The sequence below is a fragment of the Actinoplanes sp. NPDC023936 genome (assembly GCF_040639325.1).
In the GTDB taxonomy this organism is placed as follows: domain Bacteria; phylum Actinomycetota; class Actinomycetes; order Mycobacteriales; family Micromonosporaceae; genus Actinoplanes.
Window position 1 is genome coordinate 26,723 of sequence record NZ_JBEZZR010000048.1, and the last position, 15,284, is coordinate 42,006.

Here is a 15,284-nt window from a genome sequence, read left to right on the forward strand (position 1 = left end):
CGGCGTGTGGAGTTGGGGTGCGGAGCGCGCCTGAAGTCGACACGCACGGGCGGGACATGGCCGGCGTGTGGAATTCGGGTTTGGGGCGCGCCCTAACTCGACACGATGGCGGGACTGATAGGAGGAGGGCGCAAGCGCTCACGCACGTCGCCCGGTGTGTGCTCGCGTTTTGGGCGCGCCAGCGGCCAGCGAGGAACGCCGGGCCCTCGGCGGGAGCGACGGTCTGAACCCCCACCCCGCTGCGAGATGAATTTGATCTTGCGGCGCGGAGGACCCCCGGTGGCGGCCAGTTGATCGGTGTTTTTAGATTTCTATGGTGGGCTGGATTCAGAAACTACGGCAGGCAGCCATTGACGGCGGCGGTCTCGGCACCCGCCGGGCCGTGGAGACGGCCGAAGCGGCCGCGCGCATGTTCCGGGACGGGGACGCGGCGGGGGCCGCCGAGCGCGGCGACACGGCGGTGCGGATGCTGCGGGAGCTGGTGGCGCAGCGGGTGCGGGCCGCGGAGCCCGTCCTGGTGCGGGCGCTGGACAAGCAGTCGAGCTATCTCGCCGCGCTGGACCGGCAGGACGAGGCCCTGGCGCTCGCCGAGGAGGCCGCCGGGCTGGCGCGCGCGGAGCCGGAGCGGGCGCAGCTGCTGGCCACGGCGCTGGTGACGTATGCGACCCGGCTGGTGCGCGCGGGGCGGCTCGCCGAGGCTCTGGAAGCGGAGCGGGAGGCCACCGGCATCGTGGAGGCGCACCCGGAACCGGTGCTGGCGCAGGGGATGTCGGATCTCGCGGCCGGGCTCGCCGAGGCGGGGGAGCACACCGAGGCCCTGGTGATCAGCGAGCGTGCGCTGGCGATGTGGCGAACCCTGGCCGGGCGGCCGGGCGGGCGCGACGGGCGGTCGGGCGGGCGCGACGAGAACGCGGAGGAACGTCTCGGGCAGTCGCTGAGCGAGCACGCCGACCGGCTGTCGGAGCTGGGGCGCTGGGCGGACGCGGTCGAGTTGAGCGCGGAGTGCGTGGCCCACCGCCGGCGGACCGCTCAGGAGCAGCTCGCCATGGATCTGCGGCGGCACGCGGTGTTCCTGGAGCGGGTCGGCCGGAACCTGGAGGCGATCGCGGCAGCCGAGGAGGCGGAACGGCGAAGCCCCGCCTCAGCGAACTGAGGCGGGGCTGTCCGAAAGCGAACTGAGACGGGGCTGTCCGAAACGGGGAGATCAGCTACGGAGCATCTTGCGCAGCACGTACTGCAGGATGCCGCCGTTGCGGTAGTAGTCCGCCTCACCGGGAGTGTCGATCCGGACGACCGCGTCGAACTCGACGCCGGTGTCCGTGGTGACCTTCACGGTGCGCGGGGTGGTGCCGTTGTTGAGCTCGGTGACACCGCTGAACGAGAAGGTCTCGGTGCCGGTGAGCCCGAGCGACTCGGCGGTCTGGCCCTGCGGGAACTGCAGCGGCAGCACGCCCATGCCGATCAGGTTGGATCGGTGGATGCGCTCGTAGCTCTCGGCGATGACGGCGCGGACACCGAGGAGCATGGTGCCCTTGGCCGCCCAGTCACGGGACGAGCCGGAGCCGTACTCCTTGCCGGCCAGGATGACCAGCGGGATGCCGGCCTCCTGGTAGGCGACCGAGGCGTCGTAGATCGTGGTCTGCTCGCCGGTCAGGTGGTTGACAGTGAAGCCGCCTTCGACGCCCGGGACCAGCTGGTTGCGGAGCCGGATGTTCGCGAACGTGCCGCGGATCATGACCTCGTGGTTGCCGCGGCGCGAGCCGTAGCTGTTGAACTCGGCGCGCGGGACGCCGTGCTCGGCGAGGTACTTGCCGGCCGGGGAGTCCGCCTTGATCGAGCTGGCCGGCGAGATGTGGTCGGTGGTGACCGAGTCGCCGAGCTTCGCCAGGACGCGGGCGCCGCTGATGTCGTTCACCGGGGTGGGGTCGGCGGACATGCCCTCGAAGTACGGGGGCTTGCGCACGTAGGTGGAGTCTCCGGCCCAGGCGAACGTGTCACCGGTCGGGGTGGGCAGCGACTGCCACTGCTCGTCGCCGGCGAAGACGTCCTGGTACGCGGTGCTGAAGCCCTCGGCGCCGATCGCCTGCGCGATGGTGTCGTCGATCTCCTTGGCGGACGGCCAGATGTCGTTGAGGTACACCGGCTTGCCGTCCGAGCCCGTGCCGAGCGGCTCGGTGGTGATGTCGATGTCCATCGAGCCGGCCAGGGCGTACGCCACGACCAGCGGCGGGGACGCCAGGTAGTTCATCTTGACGTCCGGGTTGATCCGGCCCTCGAAGTTCCGGTTGCCGGAGAGGACCGAGACCGCGGTCAGGTCGGCCTCGTTGATCGCCGCGGAGATCTCCTCGGGCAGCGGGCCGGAGTTGCCGATGCAGGTGGTGCAGCCGTAGCCGACCAGGTTGAAACCGATCTTGTCCAGGTACGGCGTGAGGCCGGCCCGGTCGTAGTAGTCGGAGACCACCTTGGAACCCGGCGCCAGCGTGGTCTTGACCCACGGCTTGCGGGTCAGGCCACGCTCGACGGCCTTCTTCGCGAGCAGCGCCGCACCGATCATGACCTGCGGGTTCGAGGTGTTGGTGCAGGACGTGATGGCGGCGATGACGACGGCGCCGTGGTCGAGCTCGTACTCCTGGCCGTCGGCGCCCTTGACCCGGGTGGGCTTGGAGGGACGGCCGTTGGCGCCGGCCGCCGCGCTGAAGACGTGCGGCTTGTCGGCCGGGTCGTCGACCCCGTTGGCCGGCGAGTCACTGGCCGGGAAGGACTCGTCGCTGGCCTCGTCCGCGTGGCCCTGCGGCTGGACGTAGTTCTTGAGGGCGTCGCGGAACATCGGCTTCGCGGTGCTCAGCGGGACCCGGTCCTGCGGGCGCTTCGGGCCGGCCAGCGACGGGACGATCGTCGACAGGTCGAGCTCGAGCTTCTCCGAGTAGTCCGGCTCGGCGTTCGGGTCGAGCCAGAGGCCCTGCCGCTTCGCGTACGCCTCGACCAGCGCGACCTCCTTGGCGGAGCGGCCGGTGAGCTTCAGGTACTCGATGGTCTGCTCGTCGATCGGGAAGATCGCGACGGTCGAGCCGTACTCCGGCGACATGTTGCCGATGGTGGCCCGGTTCGCCAGCGGGACGGCGCTCACGCCGGGACCGTAGAACTCGACGAACTTGCTGACCACGCCGTGCTTGCGGAGCATCTCGGTGATCGTGAGGACGAGGTCGGTCGCGGTGGTGCCGGCCGGCGCCTCGCCGAACAGCTTGAAGCCGACGACCCGCGGGATCAGCATGCTGACCGGCTGGCCGAGCATCGCGGCCTCGGCCTCGATGCCGCCGACGCCCCAGCCCAGCACGCCGAGGCCGTTGACCATCGTGGTGTGCGAGTCGGTGCCGACCACGGTGTCCGGGTACGCCTGGCCGTTGCGCTCCATGATCGTGCGGGCCAGGTACTCGATGTTGACCTGGTGCACGATGCCGGTGCCCGGCGGGACGACCTTGAACTCGTTGAACGCGGTCTGGCCCCAGCGCAGGAACTGGTAGCGCTCGCGGTTGCGCTGGTACTCCAGCTCGACGTTGCGCTGGAACGCGTCCGCGCGGCCGAACAGGTCGGCGATGACCGAGTGGTCGATGACCAGCTCGGCCGGGGCGAGGGGGTTGACCTTGGTGGGGTCGCCGCCGAGGTCCTTGACCGCCTCCCGCATGGTGGCGAGGTCGACCACACAGGGAACACCGGTGAAGTCCTGCATCAGCACCCGTGCCGGGGTGAACTGAATCTCGACACTCGGGTCGGCGTTCTGGTCCCAGCTGCCGAGCGCGTTGATGTGGTCGGCGGTGATGTTCGCGCCGTCCTCAGTGCGCAGCAGGTTCTCCAGGAGGATCTTCAAGGAGTAGGGCAGGCGTTCGTGCCCCTTCACCTTGTCGATCGTGAAAATCTCGTAGCTCGCGTCTCCGACGCGCAGCTCGCTCTTCGCACCAAAGGTGTCGAGGCTGGCCACCGTCATCTCCTTCACACCCAGCGACTGGAAGTCAAGTCTTTCGCACCGAAAGGGCGACCTTCGGGTTAGGTATGCCTAACTCTCGGTTCACGTCTTCAGGTAAACCGTACGTCCGTCTTGCTAGCCCTCGCAAGCGGGGTACACCTGGCTGATCCTCTCAGCCCGCGCGGGGTTTGGTGTCGTCGATAGATGGGCATACGCGCCCCCATGACGGCACCGGCGGAAACCGACGAGCTCAGCGACTTCTTCGGTCGCTACGGCACGGCCCTCACGACGGGCGATGTCGCGGCGATCGCCCGCTGCCACGCGCTGCCGGGCCTGGTCGTGTCCGACTCGTACAGCTTCACGTTCAGCTCACCGGCAGCGGTGGCGCTGTCGTTCCTGGGCGCGGCGCCCGCGTACCGGGAGAACCGGATCGTCGCGGCGCACGCGCAACTGCTCGCCGTGCAGCGGCTCTCGGCCGCGCTGACGCTGGTGTCGGTCGAGTGGGAGTACCTGGACGACCAGGGGAGCGTGGTGCCCGGCGAGCGGTACCGCTACCTGATCCGCACCGGCGCCGACGGCCCGCTGATCACCACTGTCATCGCCACACGCTGAGACAGCCGCGTGGTGAGACAGCCACGCGGTGAGCGAAGCGGTGCGACCATGGTCCGGTGACGACGATCGAGATCACTGCGACCGCGCCGCCCGTTGAGGGACGTACCCGTCCGCAATGGCTTCTCGTGCACTACCACCGGCCGGACGGCGACTACACGGACTGGGCGCTGCACGCCTGGGGCGACGTGGCCGAGGAGACGATCTACCCGGCCGGTGTGCCGTTCGCCGGCGAGGACTCCTACGGCCGGTTCGCCTGGGTGCGGCTCGCGGAGAACGCGCGTGAGGTCGGCTTCCTGGTCGTGCATCGGCACGGCGCCAAGGACGTGGAGGTCGACCGCTGGGTCGACATCTCCGAGAAGTCGGAGATCTGGCTCATCGCGAACGAGCGCCGCGTGCAGGAAGCGCCCCTGCCGGAGCCGACCCTGGAACACACCGCCGTCATCCACTACCGGCGACCGGACGGCGACTACAGCGGGTGGGGCCTGCACTGCTGGGAGGGCGTCCCGACAAAATCGAAGACCCCGTGGGGTACGCCCATGCTCCCCACCCGCTTCGACGCGTTCGGCGCGGTCTTCGAGGTCCCGGTCCGTCCCGACGCCGTCGGCCTCCGGTTCGTCCTGCACCGCGGCGAGCTCAAGGACCTACCCGACGACCAGCGCCTCGACCTGACCGTCGCCCGCGAGCTGTGGGTGCTCGCCGGAGTCGCCGCCCCGGTCCGCCCCGACCTGGGCACCCTCGGCCCGGAGCTGGACCCGGCCCGCGCCCTCGCGGTCTTCGTCGACCGGGGGACGATCGCGCTGCCGGACTGGTTCGCGTCCCGGGCGGTCACGCTGTCACTGAACGACCTGACCCTCGTACCCCGGCCCGGTGGTCTTTTCCAGGCGCAGAGCCGGCGCTTTCCGCACCTGCGCGCCTACCGCGCCTTCGCCCTGCGGGAGATGAGCGACGCCGCCCTCGGTGACCTGCTGCGCGAGCGGCTGCTGGTGACCGGGCGGGACGCCGCCGGCGAGGTGGTGGCGCTGACCGCCGTGCAGCTCGCCGGTGTCCTGGACGACGTCTACGCCGAGGCGGCCGAGGCCGACCTGGGTCTCACGTTCGACGACGAGCAGCGGCCGCAGCTCGCCGTCTGGGCGCCGACGGCGATCACGGTGAGCCTGGAGCTGTTCCGCGAGCCCGCCGACGAGCCGCGGATCCTGCCGATGGACCGGGACCCGGTGACCGGCGTCTGGTCGATCGTGGGCAAACGCAAGTGGCTCGGCCGCTACTACCGGTACCGGGTGGAGCTCTGGCATCCGGCCGCGCAGCGGGTCGTCACGACGAGCGTCACCGATCCCTACTCGATCTCGCTCGCCACCGACTCCACGCACAGCCAGCTGGTCGACCTCGCCGACCCGGCGCTGCGGCCGCCCGGCTGGGACGACCTGGCGAAGCCGCCGGCCGTCCCGCCGGCCCGGATGCAGATCGCCGAGGTCTCGGTCCGCGACTTCTCGATCTTCGACGCCTCGGTGCCGGCCGGCGAGCGCGGGACGTTCCTCGCCTTCGCCCGGGCCGGCTCGGACGGCATGCGGCACCTGCGGTCGCTCGCCGACGCCGGGCTCACCCACGTGCACCTGCTGCCGGTGAACGACTTCGCCACGGTCCCGGACCGCCGCGCCGACCAGGCGGTGCCGGCCTGCGACCTGGCGTCGTTCCCGCCGGACTCGGAGGAGCAGCAGCGCGCGGTCATGGCGGTGGCCGACTCCGACGGTTACAACTGGGGTTACGACCCGTGGCACTGGACGACGCCGGAGGGTGGTTACGCCACCGACCCGGCCGGTCCGGCGCGGATCCTGGAGCTGCGCTCGGCGGTGGCGGCGCTCAACGCGGCGGGTCTGCGCGTGGTCCTCGACGTGGTCTACAACCACACGATGGCCGACGGGCTCGACCGGTTCAGCGTGCTCGACCGGCTCGTACCGGGGTACTACCACCGGCTGCTCGCCGACGGCAGCACCGCCGAGTCGACCTGCTGCCCGAACACCGCGACCGAGCACATGATGATGAGCAAGCTGGTCATCGACTCGCTGCTGACCTGGGCCGTCCAGTACAAGATCGACGGATTCAGATTCGACCTGATGGGACACCACCCGCGGGCCAACATCCTGGAGGCGCGGATCGCCCTGGACCGGCTCGGCGAGCACGGGCGGGACATCTGTCTGTACGGCGAGGGGTGGAACTTCGGGGAGGTCGCGTACGACGCCCGGTTCGCCCAGGCCACCCAGGTCAACATGGCCGGGACGGGTGTCGGGACGTTCAACGACCGGCTGCGGGACGCGGTCCGGGGCGGTGGGTCGTTCGGCGACGATCCCGGGGTGCGGGGGTTCGCCACCGGGCTCGGCCGGGACACGCCACTGTGGCTGCACGATCAGATCAAGGTCGGGCTCTCCGGAGCGCTCGCGTCCTACCGCTTCGTCACGCACACCGGCGTCGAGCGCAGCGGCTCGCAGATCGACTACAACGGCTCGCCGAGCGGGTACGCGCACGATCCCGGTGAGGCCGTCAACTATGTGGACGCCCACGACAACGAGATCCTCTACGACGCGATGGCGTTCAAGCTGCCCCGCGACACGTCGCCGCTCGATCGGGCGCGGATGCAGGTGCTGGCGCTGTCGCTCGTCGTTCTCAGCCAGGGCGCCGGGTTCGTGGCCCTCGGCAGTGAGCGGTTGCGGTCGAAATCGCTGGACCGCAACTCGTTCAACTCCGGTGACTGGTTCAACCAGATCCGCTGGGATCCCGGCACGGGCAACGGTTTCGGCCTGGGCCTGCCCCCGTATTCCGACAACGGGGACAAGTGGGAGTTCGGCCGGCCGCTGCTGGGCGATCCGGCCCTGATCCCGCCGCCGGACGCGATCACCCTGGCCGCCGAGCGGTACCGGGAGCTGCTCCGGATCCGCCGCTCGTCGCCGGTCTTCGGCCTGCCCACCGCGGACGAGGTGCAGCGCCGCCTCACGTTCCCGCGCGGCGGCCCGGCGGAGACCCCCGGCGTGATCGTGATGTGTCTCGACGGGACCGGCCTGGACCCCCGCTGGAGCACGATCGTGGTGGTCTTCAACGCCACCGCGGACGACGTCACCGAGCACGTGCCCGGCCTGACCGGGCTCCGGCCGCACCCCGAGCTGATCGCATCGGCCGACCCGGTCCTGCGCGCGGCCCGCGCCGAGGATTCCCGGCTGCTCGTGCCGGGACGCTCGGTCGCCGTGTTCGTCAGCGATCAACCCTGATGGGTTAGATTTCTCCGCGCGATGGTCCGCCGTGGTCGGTGGCCGGAAAGCGGAGGTTTCTGGTGCGGCTTCAGCGTGCCCTGTACGCGGTGGTCCTGGTGGCTCTGGCCGGCGGATGCACATCCGACGAGAAGGAGCCCTCGTTCTCCGACCCGGCGCGGTCCTCGGCGGCGGCGCCGGTCGGCAGCGCGCCGGCGTGGACCGAGCCGGCCGCCTACTCGTACGTCCTGACCCGCGGCTGCGACCCGGCCGCGCCGCTCGGCACCTATCGGGCGACAGTGAGCGGCGGTGCCGTGTCCGCGGCCGAGCGGGTCGGCGCACCCGCCGCGTCCCCGTCCTCGTCGGCCGAAGTGGATCTCGGACCGGTCACCGGGCAGGAGGGCGAGGAGATCGAGGTGCCGACCCTCGCCCAGCTCGTCACGATGGCGCAGACCGCGGCCGAGGACGGCGCCGAGGTGGCCACCGAGTACGACGCGGCCGACGGTCACCCGGTCAAGGTGAGCATCAACGTCACCGACGGCCCCGACGGCGCCGAGTGCTGGACCATCTCCGACTACCAGCCGTAGGTCCTAGTTCTTCGCCAGGGCGGCGCGCAGGAACTCGCCGCCCTGGGCCGTGGCGGCCACCGCGGCCCGGGTGTCGCGCAGCGCGTTCAGCATCGCGAAGTCGTGGATGATGCCCTGGTACCGCACGGCCGTCACCGGCACGCCGGCCGCCCGCAGCTTCGCCGCGTAGGCCTCGCCCTCGTCCCGCAGCACGTCCGCCTCCGCGACGATGACCAGCGCCGGCGGCAGCCCGCTCAGCTCCTCCGTGCTGGCCCGCAGCGGCGACGCGGTGATCTCGGCACGGGCGGCGGGGTCGGTCGTGTACTGGTCCCAGAACCACACCATCGCGTCCCGGCGCAGCCAGTAGTTCTCGGCGAACCGGTGGTACGAGTCGGTGTCGAACGACGCGTCGGTGACCGGGTAGTAGAGCAGCTGGGCGAGGATCTCCGGCCCGGAGCGCTGCTTCGCCAGGATGGTCAGCGCCGCGGTCATGTTCCCGCCGACCGAGTCGCCGGCGACAGCGATCCGGGTGGCGTCCAGCTCATGGTCGACGCCGTGGGTGGCGATCCACTCCAGCGCGGCGTAGACCTGCTCCAGCGCCACCGGGTACCGCACCTCGGGCGAGCGGTCGTACTCGACGAAGACGGTGGCCGCGCCGGACCGGACGGTCAGCTCCCGGACCAGCCGGTCGTGGGTGCCGGAGTCACCGAAGACCCAGCCCGCGCCGTGCGTGTAGAGCAGCACCGGCAGCTGGCCGACCACGCCGGCCGGGCGGTAGATCCGGATCCGCACCTCGCCGGTCGGGCCCCCGGTGATCCGCAGGTCCGCGACGTCCGCGTCCGGGCGGGGCACGTCGCCGGCCTGGGTGGCCGCGACCACCCGGCGGCCCTCGATCGGGCCCAGATCGGGCAGGTACGGGGGGTGCGCGGTCGCCTCGACGAACGCCTGGGCGGCCGGCTCCAGCACGGGTTCGGGGTAGCCCATAGCGGTTTTCCTCTCCTCGTATCCGGCAGGGAGGCAAGCCCTGTCGAGGATGAGAAAACCGGAGCGCAGTGCACGTTCAGTGCATCGCCGATGCACAAGCCTCCACACGGGCGATCACGGCGTCCACCGACGCGTCACCCCACACCACCCGGTAGATGTCTGAGTGCTGCGCGGTGAGCTGCCGGAACGTGGCCACGACGGCGGCGGCGCGGGCCACGTCACCGAGGGCCAGCGTCGCCTCGGCGAGGATCGCGTTCGCGTGGAACGGCGTGAAGATCTCGGCCGGCGGGGTGAGGTCCAGGGCGATCCCGGCGAACCGCACCGCCGCCTCGTGGTCGCCGCGGGCCAGGTGGATCTCGGCCAGGGTCCCGGCCGTCTGCGCGGACATGTCGATGATGTCGGCCTGCACGGCCAGCTCGTGGCCCTCCAGCGCGACGTCGGCGGCGGTGGCCAGGTCGCCCTGTGCCCGCAGCTCGGAGACGAGCGCGGAGAGCGCGAAGACCAGCACGCTCGGCTCGCCGCACAGCTCGGCCAGGTCCACCGCCTGCTTCGCGTTCAACAGGCGTTCCGATGCCGTCGAGTCAACGGACCAGGCCATGTTGCGCCACACCATCGCCTGTCCGCCCAGGTCGCCGCTCTCCTCGTACAGTCGCAGGGCTTTTTCCAGGCGGGTGCGGAAGAGCGCCGGGTCGGCGGAGCGCAGGCCGATCGAGGTCTCCCGGAGCATCGCAGCTTCTAGAACCGGCTCGCCGAGCGCCTGCGCGGCTTTCAGCGCCCGCTCGGACTGCTCGGCGGAATCGGCCGGCGGCTCCACCACCGAGCTGCGGGAGGCCCGCAGGTCGAGCACCATCTCGATGGCCTCGCGATGCCAGCGCCGGGTGAGCGCCAGGTCGATCACCGCACGCAGCGTGGACTTCTCCCGGAGGTACCACTCCAGCGCGGCGGCGAAGTCGGCCGGCCGCTCGATCGTCATGCCGGCCGACGGCGGGCCGAGGTAGGTGACCTGCGGCCGCCCGAACACCAGGTACGAGTGCCGGGTGCTCCGCACATAGTGCTCGACCAGCCGTTTCTCCGCCTCCTGCCGCTCGTCGGACGCCTCCAGCAGCTCGTCGGCGTACGCGTGCAGCAGGTCGTGCATCGTGTAGCGGCGACCGTCCGTCTCGGTCAGCATGTTGGCCGCGCTCAACTCCGCGAGCAGCGACCGCGTCTTGGGCCCGGCGCCGGAGATGCTGGCCGCCGCCGCGATCGAGATCTCCGGCCCGGGGTGGACCGCGAGCAGCCGGAACAGCCGGGCCGCCGCCGGGCTGAGCGCCTCGTACGACCAGGAGAACGCGGACCGCACGTCGTCGTCCGAGGACTCGCCGGTCGACAACGCGTCCAGCTCCAGGTCCTCGGCGAAGTCACTGAGCCGCAGCTCCGGACGTACCGCCGCGTGCGCCGCCGCGATCGCCAGCGCGAGCGGAAGTCCCGCGCAGAACCGCACCAGGTCCCGGCTCGCCGCCGGCTCGGCGGCGAGCCGCGGCTCACCGATCCGCTTGGCCAGCAGCTCGCGGGCGGCCGCGTCACCGAGCCGGCCGACCAGCACCGGCCGCGCGCCCTCCCGGGCGACCAGGCCGGTCAGCCGGTTGCGGCTGGTCACCACGACCAGGCAGCCGGGCGCGCCGGGCAGCAGGGGACGGACCTGCTCGGAGTCGCGGGCGTTGTCCAGCAGCACGATCATCCGGCGGTCGGCGAGGGCGGACCGGAACCGGGCGGCCCGCGCGTCCAGACCGGCGCCGCCGAGCGAGGCGAGCGAGACGCCGACCGATTCGAGCAGCGTGTTCAGCGCGTCGACCGGGTCGATGAGCCGGCCGCTCGGGTCGAAGCCGCGCAGGTTGAGGTAGAGCTGCCCGTCCGGGAAGCGCGGGGCGAGCCGGTGCGCCCAGTCCACCGCGACGGCGGTCTTCCCGACACCGCCCATGCCGCTGAGGATCACGATCGCCGCGCTGCTGGCCTGGGCGTCGAGCGCCGCGGTCAGGTCGTGGCGGGGCACGAAGCCGGACACCCGGCGAGGAAGCTGCACCGGCCGGTGGCTGTCCGCCGGGCCGGGTTCCAGCGCTTCCAGGTGGGCGGCCCGCAACTCCGGACCCGGATCGGCGCCCAGTTCCTCGGCGAGCCGGTGCCGCATGTCGTCGAAGAGCACCAGGGCCTCGGCGCCGCGCCCGGCCGCCGCCAGCAGCCGGATGATGCGGGCGTGCAGCACCTCGTGCAGGGGCGCGGACGCGGCGATCCGCTGGAGAAGCGGCAGACAGTCCGGCGTCGCGGTCTCGGCCGCCGTCACGGCGATCTGGATCCGCTCCCGCGCGAGCGCCCCGAACAGCGGGTGTTCCAGCACCTCGGGGTCGAGACCGGCGAAGGGCGGCTCCTGCACCGTGCGCAGTGCCCGCTCCGGGGACTGTTCGCGGACCGCGAGCAGATCGCAGGTCCGGGCGTCCACCAGCAGCCGGTATCCCTCGCCGGCCGGGTGCACCCATCGGCCGGGCGTGCGGCTCGGCAGGTCCGGCTCGAACAGCCGGCGGACCTGCCCGACCAGCCGGTGCAGCTGGTTCACCGCGCTCTGCGAGGGCTCGGCGCCCCAGATCAGGTCGATCAGGTCGGCGACCCCGACCACACCGCCACGGGCGGCGAGGAGCGCGGCGAGCAGCACCCGCTGCCGTGGCGGGCCGATGTCCACCTCGGTGTCGCCCCGCCACATGCGAAGCCCGCCGTAGGCACGCAGCCTGACGGCGGGCTCCAGAGACGTCATGCTCCTATGCTGCCCAGCTTCTTTTCAGAGCGACACGTCACATGGATCACATCAGCCGGGCAGCCGGGGCCCCGCCTCGCGCTGCGACGCCAGCCACTGCTCGACCTCACCGGACGAGCGCGGCAGGCCGGCCGACAGGTTCCGGCAGCCGTCCGCGGTGACCAGCACGTCGTCCTCGATCCGCACGCCGACGCCGCGCAGCTCGGCCGGGACCAGCTCGTCCTCGGCCTGGAAGTACAGCCCCGGCTCGACGGTCAGCACATAGCCTTCCTTGAGCTCGCCGTCCCGGTAGTTCTCCTTCCGGGCGTGCGCGCAGTCGTGCACGTCGATGCCGAGCATGTGACCGAAACCGTGCAGCGTCCACCGCCGGTAGACGGTGCTCTTCTCGCCCATCGCCTCGTCCACGCTGACCGGCAGCAGACCCAGGTCGGACAGCCCCTCGGCGAGCACCCGCATGCAGGTCTGGTGCACGTCCTTGAACTTCACGCCCGGCCGGATGGCGTCCATGCCGGCCTGCTGCGAGGCGTGCACGATGTCGTAGACCTGGCGCTGCAGCGGGGTGAACGAGCCGTTCACCGGCACGGTCCGGGTCACGTCGGCGGTGTAGAGGTTGTCGCCCTCCACGCCCATGTCCATCAGCAGCAGCTCACCCGGCGTCGTCACACCGGTGTTGCGCACCCAGTGCAGGATCGTCGCGTGCGGCCCGGAGCCGACGATCGAGCTGTAGCCCACGTCGTTGCCGTCGTGCCGGGCGCGCAGCCCGAACACGCCCTCCAGCAGCCGCTCCTTCACCGGGCGGTCGGCCGGCAGGATCCGTGCCACGTCCTCGAAGCCGCGCACTGTCGCGTCGATCGCGGCCTGCAGCTGCGCGATCTCCCACTCGTCCTTGACCAGCTTCAGCTCCGAGATCACCCAGGCCAGCTCGCGGTCGCGCGGCTTGTCCCGGTTCGGCTCGTAGGCGAGCACCGCGCGGTCCACGTTCGCGTCGAGGCCGCGCAGCACCCGGGTCCGCCCCGGCGCCGAGTTCGCCAGCACCGGACCGAGGTGACCCAGCGACGCGGTGTCCAGCCCCAGCTCCGTCGACTTCTCGCCGAGCGTGTGCGTGCGGCCGATCCACAGCTCACCGTTGCGGTCCCGGAAGAACCGGTCGGTCTCCTTCGAGTTGCGCTCCCGGGTGAACAGGATCGCGTCGTGCCCCGACCCGCTCGGCCGCATCACCAGCACACTGTCCGGGTCGCGGTCGCCGGTCAGGTAGAAGAAGTCACTCCCCGGCCGGAACGCGTAGTCGGTGTCGTTGGCCCGCACCTTCTCGTTGCCACTCGGGATGATCAGTGTCTCGCCCGGGAACGCCTCGGAGAGCGCCGCCCGCCGCTTCGCATGGTTCGGCACCTCCGGCAGTGGCGCCACCGCGAGCGGGTCCTCCCGCCAGCCACTGCGCATGAACTGCAGAAACGCCTCCGGGAAATCCGGGTCGTGCGACTCCGTCTTGGCTTGCTCGGCCATCTGAGGATGCCTCCGTTCTCGCTGCCCCGACGGTACAACCCCGGCGGTGCGCCCGGCAGGCGCGGTCGGTCGCGCTTCTTCCCCGGGTACGGGCTACGCGCTCGCCGGTTCCCCCCGGAACGGTCCTGGCCGTCCCACCTCGATGGCATCGCAGAAGACCGTTTGTGATCAGTCCGGGCCGGTTCGATCCCGGCCCGGCCTGAGTGCTTTTGAGGGCTATCCCGGCCCTTTTGAGGGCTATCCCCGCCCGGCCCGCTCCGTGTAGACCGGCATCGGGTCCCGCGTCAGGCAGGCCAGCCGGGCGCCCGCCGTGCCGGCCTCGCCGTGCCCGGTGTGCGTGGTGGTCCGCTCGTGCAGGACGAACGACCACGGCGGCCGCTTCTCGTCGAACCGCCACTTCTGCACGCTGCTGGCCGTGCCCGCCCCCTCCTCGTCGGCGGTGAAGTCGAGCCAGATCTCGTTCTCCGGGTTCGCGTACTCCGGATCCGACGACGGCTTGCCCGGCCCGGCGCCCGGGTCGATCCGGTTCTGGTAGTGCGGCCCCGCCTCGGCCGGATCCGCGGTGCACGAGTTGGTGTGCAGGTGAGCCCCGTAGGCCCGGCCCGGAACCAGCCCGTTGACGGCGGCCGTGACCCGCACCCCGCTGACGCTCTCCGCGACGGTCACCTCGGCGGTGGCCCCGACCGGCACGGCGGTGGTGTCGTAGGTGACGGCCGTGGCGCCTTCCGCCCACTTCTTGAACGTCCCCGACGTGACGGGTCCCGGGATGAAGCCGGGAGCGGTGTCCGGAACTGCGGCGGTGGCACTGGTCTTCATCATGCCGGTGACGCCGGGGGTGGCCATGGCGCTGGTGCAGGCCGCCAGAGTCAGCGGCATAGCGAGGAGTAGCACTCGTAGATTCATCCCCAAATCCTCCCAAAGTCACCCCCATAATTGGGACTAAGCCCTCACCGCGTACCAAACCGACGGTTTCCAACTGCACTGGCGGCCAGCTGGTCCAGCTGGTCCGCAGTGCTGTCGGAGGGCGCACTCGACGACCCGGAGGACCAGTCCGGCCCGCTCGGCCGGCCAGTCGTGCTGACCTTGCTGGCTGATCGACGAGCCGTCGCCCCGGTTAGGACGCGCGGTGGCGGCGTCCGTTTTTCGATCGTGGAGCGGTGGGGGCGGGCTGGCGCTGAGTGCTCTGGAAACGGGCGTCCGGCAGCACTGGTGACCAGCTCGTCGTCCTCGGCTGGTTGTCAGTGTTCTCGCCGGCCGGTCGGGACAGCACTGAGCGCCAGCCCGGCCACGCTTTTCCACGATCCACACCCGCCGAGGACCGCACTGACTACCAGCTGGTCCGGCCGGTCGTGAGTGCTGGTCCGGCTGGTCGTCGCGCTGATCCCGCTGGCTAAAATCAACCAGCAGGGTCCGTACTTGGCATCTCCCGCCTCGGCGATCTTGGAACGCGCCGTCCCGGCCGTAGCCCACACATGTGATCAAGCTCGGGTAGCCGCTCTGGTCTACGGCTGGCGTGGCCCGGCCGTAGCTCAGGCATGTGATCAAGCTCGGGTAGCCGTTCTGGTCTACGGCTGGCGTCGCCGGGCCGTAGCGCGGGCATGTGATCAAGCTCGGGTAGCCGCTCTGGTCTACGGCTG

9 protein-coding genes are annotated in these 15,284 nt (G+C 71.2%); 4 read left to right on the top strand and 5 right to left on the bottom strand.

Translation table 11 applies throughout. From position 1 onward, the window contains the following. The first annotated feature begins 313 nt into the window (after positions 1–313). Positions 314–1,153 carry a hypothetical protein gene (locus AB0F72_RS37360; protein WP_360442200.1) on the top strand — a complete coding sequence of 280 codons (840 nt, stop codon included), beginning with the start codon at positions 314–316 and terminating at the stop codon, positions 1,151–1,153. A 51-nt stretch (positions 1,154–1,204) separates the two neighbouring features. On the opposite strand, the gene acnA is transcribed toward AB0F72_RS37360, so the two are convergent. Next, positions 1,205–3,991 carry an aconitate hydratase AcnA gene (gene acnA, locus AB0F72_RS37365; RefSeq protein ID WP_360442203.1) on the bottom strand — a complete coding sequence of 929 codons (2,787 nt, stop codon included), beginning with the start codon at positions 3,989–3,991 and terminating at the stop codon, positions 1,205–1,207. A 192-nt stretch (positions 3,992–4,183) separates the two neighbouring features. Between acnA and AB0F72_RS37370 the strand changes: the two genes are divergently transcribed. The 3 genes from AB0F72_RS37370 (at position 4,184) to AB0F72_RS37380 (ending at position 8,396) form a co-directional block, all read left to right on the top strand. Next, a complete protein-coding gene (locus AB0F72_RS37370) occupies positions 4,184–4,573 on the top strand; it encodes a hypothetical protein (protein WP_360442206.1) in 390 nt (129 codons plus the stop codon). 56 nt (positions 4,574–4,629) lie between these two features. After that, positions 4,630–7,830: a pullulanase-type alpha-1,6-glucosidase gene (gene pulA, locus AB0F72_RS37375; RefSeq protein ID WP_360442208.1), complete on the top strand. Its 3,201-nt coding sequence runs from the start codon at positions 4,630–4,632 to the stop codon at positions 7,828–7,830. Between the two features lie 62 nt (positions 7,831–7,892). Then, a complete protein-coding gene (locus AB0F72_RS37380; protein ID WP_360442210.1) occupies positions 7,893–8,396 on the top strand; it encodes a hypothetical protein in 504 nt (167 codons plus the stop codon). A 3-nt stretch (positions 8,397–8,399) separates the two neighbouring features. Here AB0F72_RS37380 and AB0F72_RS37385 read toward each other — a convergent pair whose 3' ends face one another. The 4 genes from AB0F72_RS37385 to AB0F72_RS37400 form a co-directional block, all read right to left on the bottom strand. After that, positions 8,400–9,359, bottom strand: coding sequence for an alpha/beta hydrolase (locus AB0F72_RS37385; RefSeq protein WP_360442213.1), 960 nt, complete (start codon positions 9,357–9,359; stop codon positions 8,400–8,402). Positions 9,360–9,435: 76 nt separating this feature from the next. Beyond that, a complete protein-coding gene (locus AB0F72_RS37390) occupies positions 9,436–12,144 on the bottom strand; it encodes a BTAD domain-containing putative transcriptional regulator (RefSeq protein WP_360442216.1) in 2,709 nt (902 codons plus the stop codon). Between the two features lie 51 nt (positions 12,145–12,195). Continuing rightward, entirely contained in the window at positions 12,196–13,647 is a 1,452-nt protein-coding gene (locus tag AB0F72_RS37395) for an aminopeptidase P family protein (RefSeq protein ID WP_360442219.1), read from the bottom strand. A gap of 237 nt (positions 13,648–13,884) precedes the next feature. Then, complete coding sequence (locus AB0F72_RS37400) at positions 13,885–14,550, bottom strand: superoxide dismutase family protein (protein ID WP_360442222.1); 666 nt, start codon at positions 14,548–14,550, stop codon at positions 13,885–13,887. Positions 14,551–15,284 lie beyond the last annotated feature (734 nt).

Coding starts and splice junctions, on each gene's coding strand:
- AB0F72_RS37395 (WP_360442219.1), bottom strand. CDS start 13,647: ATGGCCGAGCAAGCCAAGACGGAGTCGCACGACCCGGATTTCCCGGAG.
- AB0F72_RS37370 (WP_360442206.1), top strand. CDS start 4,184: ATGACGGCACCGGCGGAAACCGACGAGCTCAGCGACTTCTTCGGTCGC.
- AB0F72_RS37400 (WP_360442222.1), bottom strand. CDS start 14,550: ATGAATCTACGAGTGCTACTCCTCGCTATGCCGCTGACTCTGGCGGCC.
- AB0F72_RS37385 (WP_360442213.1), bottom strand. CDS start 9,359: ATGGGCTACCCCGAACCCGTGCTGGAGCCGGCCGCCCAGGCGTTCGTC.
- AB0F72_RS37360 (WP_360442200.1), top strand. CDS start 314: ATGGTGGGCTGGATTCAGAAACTACGGCAGGCAGCCATTGACGGCGGC.
- AB0F72_RS37390 (WP_360442216.1), bottom strand. CDS start 12,144: ATGACGTCTCTGGAGCCCGCCGTCAGGCTGCGTGCCTACGGCGGGCTT.